Annotated in this window: 12 protein-coding genes; all 12 read left to right on the top strand. The window is 61.6% G+C overall.

Going from position 1 to position 14,663, the window contains the following annotated elements:
• The first annotated feature begins 24 nt into the window (after positions 1 to 24).
• The 12 genes from JaAD80_RS08095 (at position 25) to JaAD80_RS08040 (ending at position 14,662) form a co-directional block, all read left to right on the top strand.
• A complete protein-coding gene (locus tag JaAD80_RS08095) occupies positions 25 to 1,593 on the top strand; it encodes an SGNH/GDSL hydrolase family protein (RefSeq protein ID WP_102293710.1) in 1,569 nt (522 codons plus the stop codon).
• Entirely contained in the window at positions 1,590 to 2,105 is a 516-nt protein-coding gene (locus tag JaAD80_RS08090; RefSeq protein ID WP_102293709.1) for a DnaT-like ssDNA-binding protein, read from the top strand. The genes JaAD80_RS08095 and JaAD80_RS08090 overlap by 4 nt, the downstream gene beginning before the upstream one ends.
• Complete coding sequence (locus JaAD80_RS08085) at positions 2,102 to 2,473, top strand: hypothetical protein (protein ID WP_102293708.1); 372 nt, start codon at positions 2,102 to 2,104, stop codon at positions 2,471 to 2,473. The genes JaAD80_RS08090 and JaAD80_RS08085 overlap by 4 nt, the downstream gene beginning before the upstream one ends.
• The gene (locus tag JaAD80_RS08080) at positions 2,473 to 2,847 is read left to right on the top strand and encodes a hypothetical protein (protein WP_102293707.1); all 375 of its coding nucleotides are present in this window, start codon (positions 2,473 to 2,475) and stop codon (positions 2,845 to 2,847) included. Before JaAD80_RS08085 ends, JaAD80_RS08080 begins: the two co-directional genes overlap by 1 nt.
• Entirely contained in the window at positions 2,847 to 3,344 is a 498-nt protein-coding gene (locus JaAD80_RS08075; protein ID WP_102293706.1) for a hypothetical protein, read from the top strand. The genes JaAD80_RS08080 and JaAD80_RS08075 overlap by 1 nt, the downstream gene beginning before the upstream one ends.
• Positions 3,341 to 3,742 carry a phage tail terminator-like protein gene (locus JaAD80_RS08070; protein ID WP_102293705.1) on the top strand — a complete coding sequence of 134 codons (402 nt, stop codon included), beginning with the start codon at positions 3,341 to 3,343 and terminating at the stop codon, positions 3,740 to 3,742. Before JaAD80_RS08075 ends, JaAD80_RS08070 begins: the two co-directional genes overlap by 4 nt.
• Positions 3,743 to 3,809: 67 nt before the next feature.
• The gene (locus JaAD80_RS08065; protein ID WP_102293704.1) at positions 3,810 to 5,015 is read left to right on the top strand and encodes a phage tail tube protein; all 1,206 of its coding nucleotides are present in this window, start codon (positions 3,810 to 3,812) and stop codon (positions 5,013 to 5,015) included.
• Positions 5,016 to 5,147: 132 nt separating this feature from the next.
• Positions 5,148 to 5,621: a hypothetical protein gene (locus JaAD80_RS08060; protein WP_102293703.1), complete on the top strand. Its 474-nt coding sequence runs from the start codon at positions 5,148 to 5,150 to the stop codon at positions 5,619 to 5,621.
• A gap of 29 nt (positions 5,622 to 5,650) precedes the next feature.
• Positions 5,651 to 5,968 (top strand): hypothetical protein, encoded by a 318-nt coding sequence (locus tag JaAD80_RS08055; protein ID WP_146012307.1) that lies wholly within the window; start codon positions 5,651 to 5,653, stop codon positions 5,966 to 5,968.
• Positions 5,969 to 5,970: 2 nt separating this feature from the next.
• Positions 5,971 to 11,700, top strand: coding sequence for a phage tail length tape measure family protein (locus JaAD80_RS08050; RefSeq protein WP_102293701.1), 5,730 nt, complete (start codon positions 5,971 to 5,973; stop codon positions 11,698 to 11,700).
• On the top strand, positions 11,697 to 13,172 hold the full coding sequence (locus JaAD80_RS08045; RefSeq protein WP_102293700.1) for a hypothetical protein: 1,476 nt from the start codon (positions 11,697 to 11,699) through the stop codon (positions 13,170 to 13,172). The genes JaAD80_RS08050 and JaAD80_RS08045 overlap by 4 nt, the downstream gene beginning before the upstream one ends.
• Positions 13,169 to 14,662: a hypothetical protein gene (locus JaAD80_RS08040; protein WP_102293699.1), complete on the top strand. Its 1,494-nt coding sequence runs from the start codon at positions 13,169 to 13,171 to the stop codon at positions 14,660 to 14,662. Before JaAD80_RS08045 ends, JaAD80_RS08040 begins: the two co-directional genes overlap by 4 nt.
• Position 14,663: the final 1 nt, after the last annotated feature.

Raw genomic sequence — 14,663 nt, 5'->3', positions numbered from 1 at the left:
TAAACCGCACTCCCGAAAGCCAATATGCCAACCATCACCGCCGGCGGCACGCCGCAAACCATCACGCTGCCCGAGGGCCAAGTCCTGAATGTCAGCGGCTCGGCAGGCACGGCCGGCGTGGTGTACCGTCTCAACCAGGCCCTGGGCGGCACGAATTCACTGCAGTCCTGGCCCGTAAAGTTGGGCATTCTGGCTGCCATTGGCCCGTACGCCGGCCAGCAGCAGTTCCTGGTGACATGCGCAGCCGGGGAAGTGACGGCCAATGTCGCCGCGGCGCGCCCGCCAAGCCAGCGGCAGCGGTCGAGTATCGGCACTGAGCTTATTGGTGGATACTTGGCGCCGCCCGTTGTTGTCGGGGCGACTCCATATAACGAGCTGATGCAGTTCACGTTGCCGACGGACTGCGATGCGATGGCTGTCACGTTGCTGAATGCCGATGCAGCAGAAGTTACCGGCGTCAAGGTTAGCGTGGGCTTCGGCTCTACACTTGGCGCCGCAAATGGCACACTGGGACTGGCGGCATCCGGTTTGCCGGCTGGCGGAGCGCTGACAAAGTGCACTCAAAACGGTAATGCGACAGGCACGCTGTCAGCGGCAAGCGAGGTTTCCACCGGGCCAGCCGGGTCGAACATTGGCGGCTCGGCATGCGGATATGGCACGTTTGACATGACTTTTTGCCCAACGGTTCCGCGCGTCGACGGCAACGATCTGGATAAGCCCGTGGGCTATATCAGCATCACTTGGCCGCCAGGCTCGAAGCGTACGTTCATCGAAATGAATGGCACCACGTCGCTGAGCTGGCAAAACGAGGGGTCACAGGCAGCGCGCATCGCACCGTATGGACACCCTCGTCGTGTGATGACGTCGACTGGTGGAGACGCGCAGAACAATCCGGCGTTTTATCTTGCATCGAATGGTGCTACTCGCAGCCATACGCAGTTTCCAGCAGCCATGATCCACTTTTCGATGCGGAGCGGCGAGGTCGAGACTTGGCTTCTTCCAGGCGATTCGCTCGCTGCGGGCAGCGGCGCGACGCCGCAGTATTGCTGTTTACTTGACGAAATCCGTGCCCTTGTTTCGACGCCCAAAAATCCGATGTGTGTGGTGAACTTGGCAGTTCCTGGTTCGGACATGACAAAGATTTTGCAGCGAGTTCGGTCGGTAATTGATCTTTTTGCAGGCGTGAATGCTTTGGTTGCCTCCGCGACGGTGAATTCACTGGGCTCGCCGATAACGCAAACCAGCCTGAACCTTATCCGCCGGGATTATGCTGGTATCCGAAAACTGCTGGACCGTCAGCGCATCTTTAATGTCACCGCGACGTGCCCAGCCACGGGGACGACGTGGAAGCAATATGGCTACTCCGATTCCTTGCGTCTTGCCAACAATGATTTCTATCTGACGTCAGGTATCCCATGTTTGCCGCTGGCTGAATCGATCGTTGGGCCGACGGTGACAGTGCCAACCGGGCCCCAGGCAGGTCAACCGCAGCAGTCGATCGCGCCGAAGTACACGATTGACGAGATCCATCCGATTACGCCCGGCTACCAGAAGCAGGCGGATGATGTTTGCCCGATGTGGATGGCATTATGAGCATAACCGTCGAAACTGGCGCCGGCCTGCCTGGCGCCGACTCCTATGCCAGCATCATCGAGGCGGATGCGCGCTGCGCCAGCCTGGGCGCTACCGCTTGGGCAGCGCTCGGGGAGGAGGGCAAGGAAATCGCGCTACGCAAGGCCACTTTGTTTATGGCCACCTACCGCACGCGCTGGGCTGGGCGCCGTGTTTATCAGCAGCAGGCGCTGGACTGGCCACGCTACAATGTGCTGGTCGATGGCTTCACCGTGCCCAGTACCATCGTACCAGCGGATGTCGTCAATGCCTGCATCGACCTGGCCGTGCGCGCCGGCAGCGGCGAGGATCTGCTGCCGGACCTCGACACTGGCTCGAACGCGATCAAGAAAGACAAGACCGGGCCGCTGGAAACGGAGTACTTCCAGAACACTACGGATGCGCGCGAGCGCTTCGTTGCCGTGGATGCGCTCTTGGCACCTTATTTCGGTTCGGCCGGTGGCGGCAATTCGGTCAGGGTGGTGCGAGCATGAGCACGTTCCCCGTGGTGCAAATCGAGGGCTGCGCTGCGCACGAGAATACGTACAGCCATAACGGCAAGGTGTGGACGGTCACAAACCTCATCGCTCGCTCCAAGGATCTGGAGCCGTTTGACCTGCCACTGGCGGCTATCTATCTCGGCACCGAAGTCTGGACGCCAGAAGGCTCACCGTTCGGCATGGCGCACCACATGCGGCGCGCGCTGGATGTTGACACTCGCCACCCGGTGATTCTGAGCCAAGAGGGCTTCATCATGGACGGCTGGCATCGCGTGCTGCGCGCGCTGATCGACGGCATGTCTTCCATCAAGGCGGTCCGTTTCAGCAAGACCCCGCCGCATGACTATCTGAAGGCTGACTGATGAGCGACTATGCAAAGACGGCTGCGCGCGCTGACGCCTCGCTGCGCCGCAAAGGCGGCATCGTGGTGCTGCGCCACGTCGTGACCGGCGAATACGACCCTGACTTGGGCACGGCACCCAGCACCACCGCCGACTACGAAGGCACGGGCGTCAAGATCAACTACGAGGCCGAGAACATCGACGGGACGCTGATCCAGGCGGGCGACCAACAGCTACTGCTGTCGCCGCTGCAGCGCAACGGTTTGCCGATCCCGCAGCCTACTGCCGCCGACCTGGTGCTCTTTGGCGGCGCCAGCTACACGGTGAAGGCCGTCGAAACCACAGCGCCGGTCGACGTGGCCGTGCTGCACACGCTGCAACTGAGGGGGATTTGATGGCCAGTCTGTCGTTTTCCATGCAGATCGCTGAATTCATTGCCAAGACCAAGGCCAACCAGGACTTGGTGGTGCGTGCCATCACCATGAAGATCGACAACAAGCTGGTACAGCGCTCGCCGGTCGGTGACGCCAAGTTCTGGAAGCACAAGCCGCCACCTGGTTACACCGGCGGCCGCTTCCGTGCCAACTGGCAGCTTTCCATCGGCTCGCCAGCTGCTGGCGTACGCGACCTGATCGACAAAGACGGTAGCGCCACAATCGCCGCCCACGGCAGCACTATCAGCGCGGCAAAGGCGGGTGACGTGATCTACCTCGTCAACAACTTGCCATACGCGAAGCGTATTGAGGAGGGCTGGTCGCGCCAGGCACCCGTCGGCGTTGTGATGCTGACTGTCGTGGAATTTCGAACCATTGTGGACAACGCGGTGAACGGCGTGCGCGACGGAAGCACTGCAAGCGAGTTCGCCCAAGGCTATTCGACCTATAAATTATGAGCCAACCAACAATACGCGCAGCGCTGGAGGCAGCACTGGTCAGCCTCTTGCCAGCCATCGATACCGCATGGCAGAACGTGCCGTACATGCCAGTCACCGGCCGCCCGTATCAAGCGGCATATTTGCTTCCTGCGGAGCCAGACAATCATTCCCTGGGCGACGGCTCGCGCCAGGAGCGCGGTATCTTTCAGGTCAGCCTGTTGTTTCCGGCAGGGCAGGGCACTGCAGCCGCCGGCGCCCGCGCTGAAATGATCAGGGAGCTGTTCCGCCGCGGCGCAAGCTTCACGAAGGGCGATGTGACCGTGCAGATCGAGCGCACGCCTGAAATCGCGGACGGCCGCGAGGATGGTGATCGCTGGATGGTGCCAGTTAAGATCCGGTATTTCTGCAACCTGTAACCCGCATTCACCCACATAGATCGCCTCGGCGGTCTTTTTTTTCGACCAAAGAAAGGCAATCCCCACCATGACCACTGCAAACGGCATCGACAGCCTGCTCGTTATCGGCAAGCAAACAGCGGAAGGCACGAAGGCGCTTGCCGCCGCCGGCCGCCTGTATCCGCGCGTGACCGCGACCTTCGACACGGACGCCGACAAGTACAGCTCGGCCGAAATCGACCCCAGCCAGCAGCAGAGCGATACGCGCCTGGGCAACTTCCGCACGTCGGGCGCCATCAAGGGCGAGGCCAGCTGCGGCACCTACGCCGTCCTGCTGGCTGCTCTGCTGCGCCGTGACTTTACGACCGGCGGTACCACCGCGGCACAAAATACCATCGCATCGGGCGCAACTGGCCTGACCCGCAGCGCCGGCTCGTTCCTGGCTGACGGCCACCGCGCGGGCACGGTCGTGCGCATCGGCGGCTTCCTGACCACCGGCGCGGCCAATAATGCCAAGAACTTCTTCGTCACCTCGGCCACCGCGCTGAAGCTGGCGGGCCAATTCATGGACGGTAGCGCCATGACGGTGAAGGTGGAGGGCGATCCGGTGACCGTGACGGCAACCGGCAAGCGCTCCTTCACGCCGCTGACCGGGCATACCACGGACTGGTTCACTGCGGAAGTGCAGGATCCTGGCATCGCCGTGAATCGTTGCTTCATCGACCAGCTGGTGAGCAAGGTCGACATCGCTGTGCAGCCGAACGGCATCACGAGCATGGACTTCACCCTGATAGGCAAACTGGAAGGTGCGACCACGCCGGCGGCGTACTTCGCGGCGCCGGCCGCCACGCCTGGTACCGGCAAATTCTCCGGCGCTACTGCAATGCTCTCGGTCGCCGGCATCCCGTCGCAAATCTGCACGGGCATGTCGCTGTCGCTGGATGGCCAGGTCAAGATCGATCCCGTGATCGGCTCGAAGTTCGCCACGGCCGCCTCGCGCGGCAAGGTGCTGGGCAGTGGCCAGTTCACGGTGCTGATGCAGGATTCGGCGTACATCGATTACTTCAAGCAGGAAGTTGAGCTGCCCCTGGCCTACGCCATGGCGGCCAGCACGGCGCCGCTGGCCGAGGTCATGACCATCGCCATGGGCCGCATCAAGATCACCAGCGCCAAGGTCGATGATGGCGAGAAAAACAAGATCGTGACCTGTGCATTCGACATCCTGCGCTACCAGGGCGCCGATGCGCAGCACGAGGCCACCACTGTGGCGTTCCAGGATACGAGCCTGGTGTAACCCTCCCGCCCGGCCCCGTGCCGGGTTTTCATTTTGGCGCAAGCGCCACCCCAGCACCGACCGGTCGCTGTCGCCTTCGTGGGCGCGGCGGCCGGCACGGGCACTTATTAAAACCCACGAAAGGCATTACCCATGAACACCACCCAAGCACCTGCAGTCCTGAACGCCGTTCAAGCCATCGCCGTCGCCGGTTTCGACATCGCCAACCTGTCCGCGCCGGCCGCGCGCGTGACCTTCGACGTGCCCGTAATCTTCGACGCCGACGGCGAGCCCGTGGCCGGCCTCAAGATCGTTGGCAAGAATTCCGACGAATACCGCAAGGAAAGCCATGCCGTGCGCGCCGAAGGCTACAAGAAGTCCGCCAAGCGCAAGACGGCCATCGATGCGTCGACCGATGAAGGCTCCAACCAGCTGGTGCACGTCATCGATGACAACCAGAAGCGCCTGGCGCTGGCTGTGGTCGTCGACTGGTACGGCTTCACCAGCAACGGCGTCGTCGTGCCGTTCGACAAGAGCCTGATCGCCATGGCGTTCGACAAATACCCGACCTGGCAAGAGCGCGTCACGGCCGCCCTGGAAAATGACGCCAATTTTTTGAAGGTCTAACCCAGGCCCTGCTGCTGTACGCCGATCACTTGTTTGATCGGGCTGCAGCGGCAGGCGACGGCAATGCCAAAGGTGATCACCTGGACACCGCCCGGCAAAATCCGCTTTACCGGGTGCCCGAAGCGCCGGCGGTGCCACAGCTGCCGCCCGAGCTGGCGTACATCTGGACCTGGTTCACCCAACTGAACCAGAAGCGTCAGTGCGGCATGGCTGTGAATGCCCTGACCAGTGCCGAGATATTGGCCTGGCAGGTGCGCCACGGTATCCGCTTCGATCCGTTCGAAGAGGTCGTGATTGATCGCCTCGATGCTTTGTTTATATATCATCAACACAAGAAGGACAAATAAAAATGCCTGATATCGCCGAGCTTGGTCTTTCTATCGATACGCGTCAGTTGGAGCAGGGCGCCCAGGCTATGGACCGCCTCGGTGCTGCCAGTGAGAGTGTCGAGAAGAAGGTTGACAGCGCGACAACGGCCATTGACAAGCTCGGCAAGGCGAGCACTGACGCCAAGGGGAAAACTGCTGAAGGTGCGGCGGCCGTCGACGCGGTCGGTGAGGCCGGCGCGCGCGTGGTGCAAAAGGTGGATGCAGCCACGTCCTCTATCGATGCGATGAGCGCCACCGCCACCCGCATTCGGACTGTCTTCCTCGGCGGCAGCAACACGCTCGACGGCTTCATGGGTTCGTCGATGGGCGTCTGGCGTAGCAGCGAGGCGGCCGCTGCTGGAATTGATAGTCTCGGCAACGCAGCGGAACGCACCTGGAAGAAGCAGGCCGACTACAACGGTGCGATGGCCGACACGGCCCGCATCATGCGGCAGGCCGCCGATGCTGCGCGCACCCTGGAAGAGTCCAACCACCGAATGTTGCTTGAGCTGCAGCGCGAGATCGAAACTTTCGGCATGGCGCGCGGCGAACTGGAGCGCTATCGCGCCGCCGAATTGGGCCTGGGCAGCGCAGCTCAAACCAAGGCGGCAGCCCTGGGCAATAGCATTGATGCGATGCACCGCGAAGAGCGGGCTGCTCGCGATGCTGCCGGTGCGCAGGACCGCGCCGCCCAGGCAGGTGATCGCTTTATCAAAAGCCTGCAAGACCAGGTGGCCACGCTGGGCATGAGCACTCAGCAGCTGCAATCGTATCGTGCCGCCCAGTTGGGCGTATCAGATGCGGCTGCGCCATTAATTAATAAATTGGCTGAGGCGGGGGCTGGTGCGAAGTCGGCAGGCGGTCACATGGAGGGCCTGAGCTTTCAGTCAGCCAGTGCCAAACGTGAACTTTTGGTGCTCGCCCACGAATTGAGTCAAGGTCAGTTTCAGCGCTTTGGAGGCTCTATGATGGTGCTGGGCGAACAGACCGGTGCCGCAGGCTTGCTGTTTAGTAGCACCGGCCTGGCTGTGCTGGGCTTCGCGGCCGCGTTGGCAACGGTGACCTACGCAATGATCAAAGGCGCCAGCACGCAGCGCGAAATGAACAATGCGCTGATCTCGACCAATAACTACGCGGGCGTGACCAGCGACAAACTGAATGATCTTGCGCATGCCGCGACTGCCGTTCACGGCAGCATTGGCGAGGCAAAAAAGGTTGTAACGGAACTAGCGGGTACCGGTAAGTTCACGGGAGATCAGATCGCCTATATCACCGATGCTGTTATTGCGCTTGAGTATGCGACGGGTGAATCCGTCAAAAAGACCATCAAAGAGTTTGAGTCTCTTGCTGTGCAGTCGACTGGCAGCACCAACCGCGCCACGGAGGTGATCACTCGCGCAACCGTCAAGTTGGATGACACCTATCACTTCTTGACGCTTTCCGTATATGAAGCCATCCGTGCTTTGGAGAAAGATGGGGATGCCAAAGGTGCGTCTGCTGCTGCTACGGAGGCCTTCGCAAAAGCGACCAAGGATGGCGCGGAGCAAATGATTGCCAACCTTGGCAGCGTTGCGCGGGCATGGCATGGCGTAAAGGAGGCTGTAGGTGGCGCGATGGACGCTATTGGAAATTACGGCAAAAAGGACACTGCAGCTTCCGATGTCAAAAAATACAGCTTCCGTCTGTCGGAATTCGATAAGGGTCTGGCTGATAGCAATCTGCGCTTGGGTCGCGCCCCTGATGCCATTACACCCGAACTCCAGGCGACTCGCACCCAGATTTTGCTCGGCTTGACCGATGCCGTGGATAAATTGAATAAAGCTGATGCAGTAGCGCTGGCTCAAGGCGAACTGGCGACAAAAAATTCGCGCGCGGTGCACGCTGCGGCGATGATCCACGCTGAAGATATCCGCCTGCAAAAGAAAGGAATGGGGGAGCTGGCAGTTTCTTTAGATGCTTACCGCCAGAACCTTTCTGCAATCAAAGCTGTCGATCCGGCCTCGCCACTGCTCACGCCTGAGGCTGTTGCCGCTGGCATTGCCGCCAGAACAAAAGCACATACGGAGCAAGCGAAACCGAATGCGGATCAGGTCGAAAACACCCAACTCGCCGACCAGATCAAGCAGTACGCGAAAGAAGCTGTGACTGCAAAGGCGCACTACGATGCGCTCGGTCGGCTCGATGATATGTACCTGAAGGGTGGTGAGCTGTCTGTCCAGCAGGCATACGAGAACAAGCGCAGCTACGCCCTCAAAACTTATGAGGCGGAAGTGGATGCATACGACCTCCAAATTAGCGCGCTGCAAGGCCACCACAATGCGACCAAGGCTGAGGCCGCCAAGCATCAGAAGGAGCTGAACGAGATCCTGGGCAAACGCGATGCTGCCGAAAAGGCCTTCTTCGACGCGAGTTTCAGTCGTGACGAGGAGGAGCGCCTTCGCCAAGCGGCGATCGCCACCGCGGCATCGGATGCTGCAAACAAGGAAATTGCGGCGATTAACGCCCAGGTCGCGGCCGTTGAGGAGCAAATTCGCGCGTACAACTTGTTGCCGGCGCAAAAAACCGCCCTGGCTGTCGCTGACCTTCAAGAACAAAAGGCGGCCCTTGCTAGCTTCGAGGGCAACGAGAAGGTTATCGACGGCATCAATAGAAAAATTGAAGCATTGAACCGCCTTAGCATTGTGCAGGGCAAGGCTTCGGCGCAAGAGCAGGGTAGCGACGTGGCCAAGGCCAAAGAGCTGCTGGATATCCTGACGGCTGTCGACACCGCAACGAAGTCGGCAGCGCAGGGTATGACGGCGTCGTTTGGCGCGGTTGGCACGGCCATCGGTGGACTGACGACAGCATTGTCTGGTTATGCCGTGCAGCAGCAGGCAATCGCTGCACAATTGGCAGCATCCACCAAGGATGCGCACGGGGATCCCAACAAGGTCGCAAAAGCCCAAGCGGCGGCCGCGCAGCAGGGCGCCCAAGCACAGGTCAAGAGCTACGGCGACATGGCCAGCGCTGCCAAGGGATTTTTCAAAGAGAACTCGGCCGGTTACAAGGCGATGGAGGGCGTAGAGAAAGCGTACCGCGCGTATGAAATGGCTATGGCCGTCCAGAGCATGCTTGCTAAAAGTGGCTTGCTTACCGCATTCACCGGGCTGTTCGTCACGTCGAAAGCTGCCGAGATGACCGCAACCGTGGCGACCGTACCGGTTACCGTGGCCGCCGAGGGCGTGAAGCAGGGCGCCCTGGCGACAACTGCCATGGCCGGCGCAATCGCCGTGCCATTCCCTGGCAATCTGGTTGCGGTCGGTATTGTTGCAGCAATGCTCGCAGCCATCGGCCTAGCCAGTGGCGGGGGCGGCGGCTCATCGATCAGCCTGTCCCAGCAGCGCCAGGCCGCCACCGGCACCGGTTCGGTGCTGGGCGACTCGTCCGCGAAATCCGAATCGATCGCGCACAGCCTGGCCATCATGGAGAAAAACAGCGGGCTGGGCCTGGCGCATACCATTTCGATGGACTCGTCGTTGAAGCAGATGGTGGCCGGCATCGGCAACCTGGGGAGCCTGCTTGCACGCTCGGGCATCACTGCCGCTGGGGCTGGCGCTACGGCGGGCATCGCGACCGGCAGCACGCCCACGTTGGGTAAGGTCGGACAAGGCGTTTTGACTGGTGCTGCGACGTACGGCGGCGCGGTGCTGGGCGGCAGTATTGCCGGTGCTATGACCATGGGCACCATCGGCAGCAGCCTGACCATGATGGGCGCCGTCGCGGGCCCCATCGGCATGGCCATCGGCGCCGCCATCGGTTTTGTGGTGTCGAAATTGATCAAAACGTCCGTGTCGGTCAAGGACTCAGGGATCACGGGCGCGGCCACATCGCTGGGCAACGTCGACGCACTGGGCTTCAATGCCCAGGCGTATGCCGACATCAATGTCAAAAAGAAGGCGTTCGGTATCAGCTACAGCAGCAAAAACAGCACGCAGACGGCTGCGCTGTCGGACGAAATGAACGACCAGTTCACCATGATCATTACCAGCATGGGCGACACCATCCGCAGCGCAGCCGACGTGCTGGGACTCGGTGGTGCTGCGTTCAATGCGCACCTCAATTCTTTCGTGGTGGACCTGGGCAAGATCTCGTTGAAAGACTTGTCGGGCGAAGAGCAGCAGAAAGCCCTGGAGACGGCGTTTTCCAAGATGGGAGACGACATGGCCAAGTTCGGCGTGGCCGGCCTGGCGCAATACCAGGCTGTCGGCGAGGGTTATCTGGAAACCCTGGTGCGCGTGACTAATGATTTCATTCAGGTGTCCGACGTACTGGCGGTCCTGGGTAAATCTTTCAACGCTACCGGTCTGGGCGCAGTGGCGCTGAGCGAAAGCCTGATCACTGCGGCCGGCGGTCTGGAGGCGCTGACCAGCGGCACCAGCTATTTTGTCGAAAACTTCCTGACCGAAGCCGAACGTATGGCGCCGATCACCAAGTCGGTGAACGATGCCATGGGCAAGTTGGGCGTTTCAGGCGTGACAACAGTCGACCAGTTCAAGGCCTTGGTGCTGGCGCAGGACCTGAGCACGGCGGCCGGCCAGGCGATGTATACGCAGCTAATCGCCATCGCTGAACCATTTAAGAAGGCCGCAGACTACGCGGCTGAGCTGGCGGCGGCAACCGGCGATTTTGTTGCCGTGGCGAAAACCGCCAGCGAAATCGCCAGCGAGCGCCGCGACCTGCAGCAGCAGCTGAACGAATTGACGAAAAGCGAAACCGAGCTGCTGGCCCTCCAGCGCGCCGGCATTGCCGACGTCAACAAGACGCTGTTCGACCAGGTGCAAGCGGCTCGGGCGGTGGTATCGGCCAAGGATGCCCTGGCCAAGGCCTACGACACGGAATCGGCGGCGGCCAAGACGGCGCTGGAAAAGTCGAAATCGTGGGTGGCAACCTTGAACAGCCTGAACGCCAGCACGGCGCTGGGCAGCCAGTCCATCCTGACGCCGGAACAGCGTTATGCCGAGGCGCGGGCCCAGTTCGAGAAAACCTTGGCGGCAGCCAATGCCGGCGACACGGTGGCGCAGTCTGGACTGTCGGCCGCCGAGCAGGCATTTCTGACGGCCTCGCAGGTGGTCAACGCCTCCGATGCCAAGTACGCGGCTGATTACGCGCGCGTCATCGCGGCCAACGACGAGGCTGCGAAATGGGCATCGGCGCAGGTCGACGTGCAGCAGGCCAGCCTGGACGCCTTGAAGGCGCAGGTGTCGGGCCTGATCACCATCAACGACAGCGTGCTGACGGTGGCGCAAGCCATCGCCAACTTGCATGCGGCGATGGGCACGGCAACCGGCCTGGGGGTGCAGTTCGACGGCTCGCATGCTGGCGGCCTGGCCAATGTGCCATTCGATGGCTACGCCGCCGAGTTGCACGAAGGCGAAGTGGTGGTCGATGCACCTGCCGCTGCTGCCATGCGGCGCTACTTCGGCGGCGCGCCGAGCCAGGGTGGCGGCAACACGGATGCGCTGGTGGTCGAAATTCGCGGTTTGCGCGAGGACAACATGGCCATGCGCGAAGAGATCAAGGGGTTGCGGGCGGATCAGTCCAAGCAGACCGGCGATTCCATCCGTGCCACTGTCGAGTCGAACGCCAGTGCCGCCAGGACGGTAGTGGCTGGCGTTGATAAATCAGCCAAAGGCTCGGCCTGGGCCAATACCGTGAAAGGTGAATACGCATGACCGACGAGCAATTTTTACAATGGCTACAAAGCCCGTCGGCCGTCCGCATGGTCCTGATCGAGGCCCAGGTGAACGTGGCCGGCCAAGAGGTGACGCGGTACATCGCCTCCCGGCCGTATGTCACCGGTCCGGCTGAGGTGCCGGCCAACACCGAGTATCTGCCGCTGGCCACCGGCGGCCTGGCCTTTACGGAACAGGTCAGCCTGACGGGCGAGGCTGGCTTGTCGGGCGGCGACATCGAGCTGGACAATGGTGATGGGGCGCTCGACGGCTGGCTGGGCGATGTGTGGCGCAACCGTGCCATCAAAGCCTGGACGGGCGACCCCAGCTGGCCGCGCGCCGATTTCCGCCTGGTGTTCGACGGCATCATCGATGACGTGGGCAGCTCCAGCCGCGAGACGATCAACCTGGTGCTGCGCGACAAGCTGCAGCGCTTGAATACGCCGATCACCGAGGCCAAACTGGGCGGCACCAGCCAGAACAAGGACGCGATCCTGCCAATCCCGTTCGGCGAATGCCACAACGTCACGCCGCTGCTGCTCAACCCCGCCAACCTGGAATATGGGTTCCTGGGGCCGGTCGAGTGGTTCATCAACGACGAAGCGCGCACCAGCGGCAAGCCGGTACCGACCGAGATCGATTTGGTCACGGGCCGTTTCAAGTTGCCGATCAACCCGCTGGCCAATGCGGTGACCACCAGCGTGCAAGGCGACAACGTGGGCGGCTACGCGCCGCGCATCGCGCCGCTGGTGCAGCGCATCGCCACCGGCTACGGCAAGGCGGCCGACCGCTTCACGGTGGCGGATCTGGATCTGGCGAACCTGGCCGCCTTTGACGCTGCCCACCCGCAAATGGTGGGCCTGTACATCGCCGACCGCACCAACCAGGCGCAGGCCATTCAGCAGCTGGCCGCCAGCGTGGGCGCGCAGGCGCTGATGTCGCGCACGGGCCAGTTGCGCCTGGTGCAGATCGCCTTGCCCGCGCTCGGCGTGCCGGTGGAGATCGGGCCGGATCAGATGCTGGAGCATTCGCTGCGGCCGGTGCAGCGCCTGCCGGTGGCTGCGGCCGTCAAGATCGCTTTCGACCGCAATTACACCGTGCAGGCAAGCCTGGCCACATCCATCCCGCCGGTGCATGCCGATCTGTATGCGGCGGAATGGCTGACCGAAACGGTCGTCGATGAAGCGGTGCGCGCGCGCTACCGCCTGACCGACGACCCTGTGCAGGTTGAAACGTGCCTGAAATCGCGCGCCGATGCGCATGCCGAGGCTGTGCGGCGCCTGGCCATGAACAAGGTGCCGCGCACCATTTATGAACTTGACGGAGAGCCTGAATTGATGATGCTGGAACTAGGGCAACCCGTACTGCTGCGTGATGCGCGCTTCGGCCTGCAGGATGGCTTGCCTGGCGTGGTGGTGCTGCTGTCGCGCTACTGGCTGACAGGCCGCGTCACCGTGGGAGTGCTGGTATGAGGCTCGTCGCGGGTGAGCGCGACAATCTCATCATGAATACCGTGCCGCGCTTCCAGCCGGCCAACGACCGCGTGCTGCTGCTGGCGGCGACGGCGCAGGCATTTAAGGTTGCGGCCACGACCATCGCAACACCGGCCAGTATCGATTTCACGGCGGGGCTGGTAAATATGCAGGGCCAGGTAGCATTTTCCGCTAGCAATGCCAGCGTGCTGACGCGCGTCGGCAATGTGGCCACGCTGACGTCTGGCGGCATGGTGGGCGACAGTGTGACGGTCACGGCCACCATTGTTGTGGATGGCCTGACCTACACCGCCAGCCAGACGGTCAGCAAGGTTTTTGACGGAGTGACTGGCAATTCCTCGCGGGTCTGCTACAGCAAGACGAGCTTGTCATCGCTGGCCAGCGCGCCGGCAACGATCAGCACGGAGGGGAGCGCGTCTTTCCCGCCGCTCAATACCTGGGGGGCGGGCACTGTGTGGGAGGGATCGCCGCAGGCGTTTGGCGCTGGCGAATCGTTGTACCGGTCGGACGGCATTTTCAATCCGGCCAGCGGCACCACGAGCTGGGCGGCGCCATACCTGAATGCATTGAAAGTAGGGCAGCTGAGTGCGATCACAGCCGATTTGGGCAGAGTCACCGCCGGCGATATGCAAGCGGTGACTATTCACGGCGGCCCAGGCTACGCTCATAGCACGCCGACCTGGCCAACGGATGGCCTGGGCGGCTTCCACCTTAGCGCCGCAGGCTTGCTGATTGGTAATTACAACACAGGTAAATATTTCCAGGCGACGCCGGACGGGAATGTTTATATGCCAGGGGTGAAGGTAGAGGGCGGTTTGGCCACCTTTTCGGGCAACATCACTACAGGATCCGGTACCGGCTTTCGCATCGAGATGGGGCCGACCGATCCCATCTATGCAATGTGGGCGGGCGCAGGCGCAAAAAACGACGTCAATGCCGTTTTCTACTTGAAGCGAGATGGCGCAGGATACTTCGGCGGGGCGTTGACGGCCGGCACGTTGAGAACTGCCGTTACCAGCCCGGAGATAAACCCGAATGCCCAACTAGTCAACGGGCCTTTTGGCTCGAATGGCGGGTTGATCACTGTGATCTGCAGCTTTGCGTGGAGCCGTACCCTCGGCTCTACGCGCGCCACGTACACGGCGGGCGCCGGAAATACCCAGGCAGTGGTCAGGCTGTACCGGGGGCTTGCAGGTGGCCCTACGGATACCTTGCTGGCAACCTCTACTTTTACAGGCCCGCCGGCGGCTATCGAAAACACGATCATTTTTGAAGAGATGTCTACGTGCAGCCTGGGCGTGTCCGGTTCTTTTACTTTTACAGACGATGCGCGCAGTAATGCTGACCATACCTACCGTGTAACGGTGGCCATGGTGGAGCAAGCCGTAACGATCGGCAGTCGTCCTGGCGCTGATCGCCCCCCGTTGAATGCAGTGATTCAGCGTTTATCCAATACCACTGCGGAATAGT

This window comes from Janthinobacterium sp. AD80 (assembly GCF_002878455.1).
In the GTDB taxonomy this organism is placed as follows: domain Bacteria; phylum Pseudomonadota; class Gammaproteobacteria; order Burkholderiales; family Burkholderiaceae_D; genus Janthinobacterium.
This window is presented reverse-complemented; position numbering and strand designations above follow the sequence as displayed.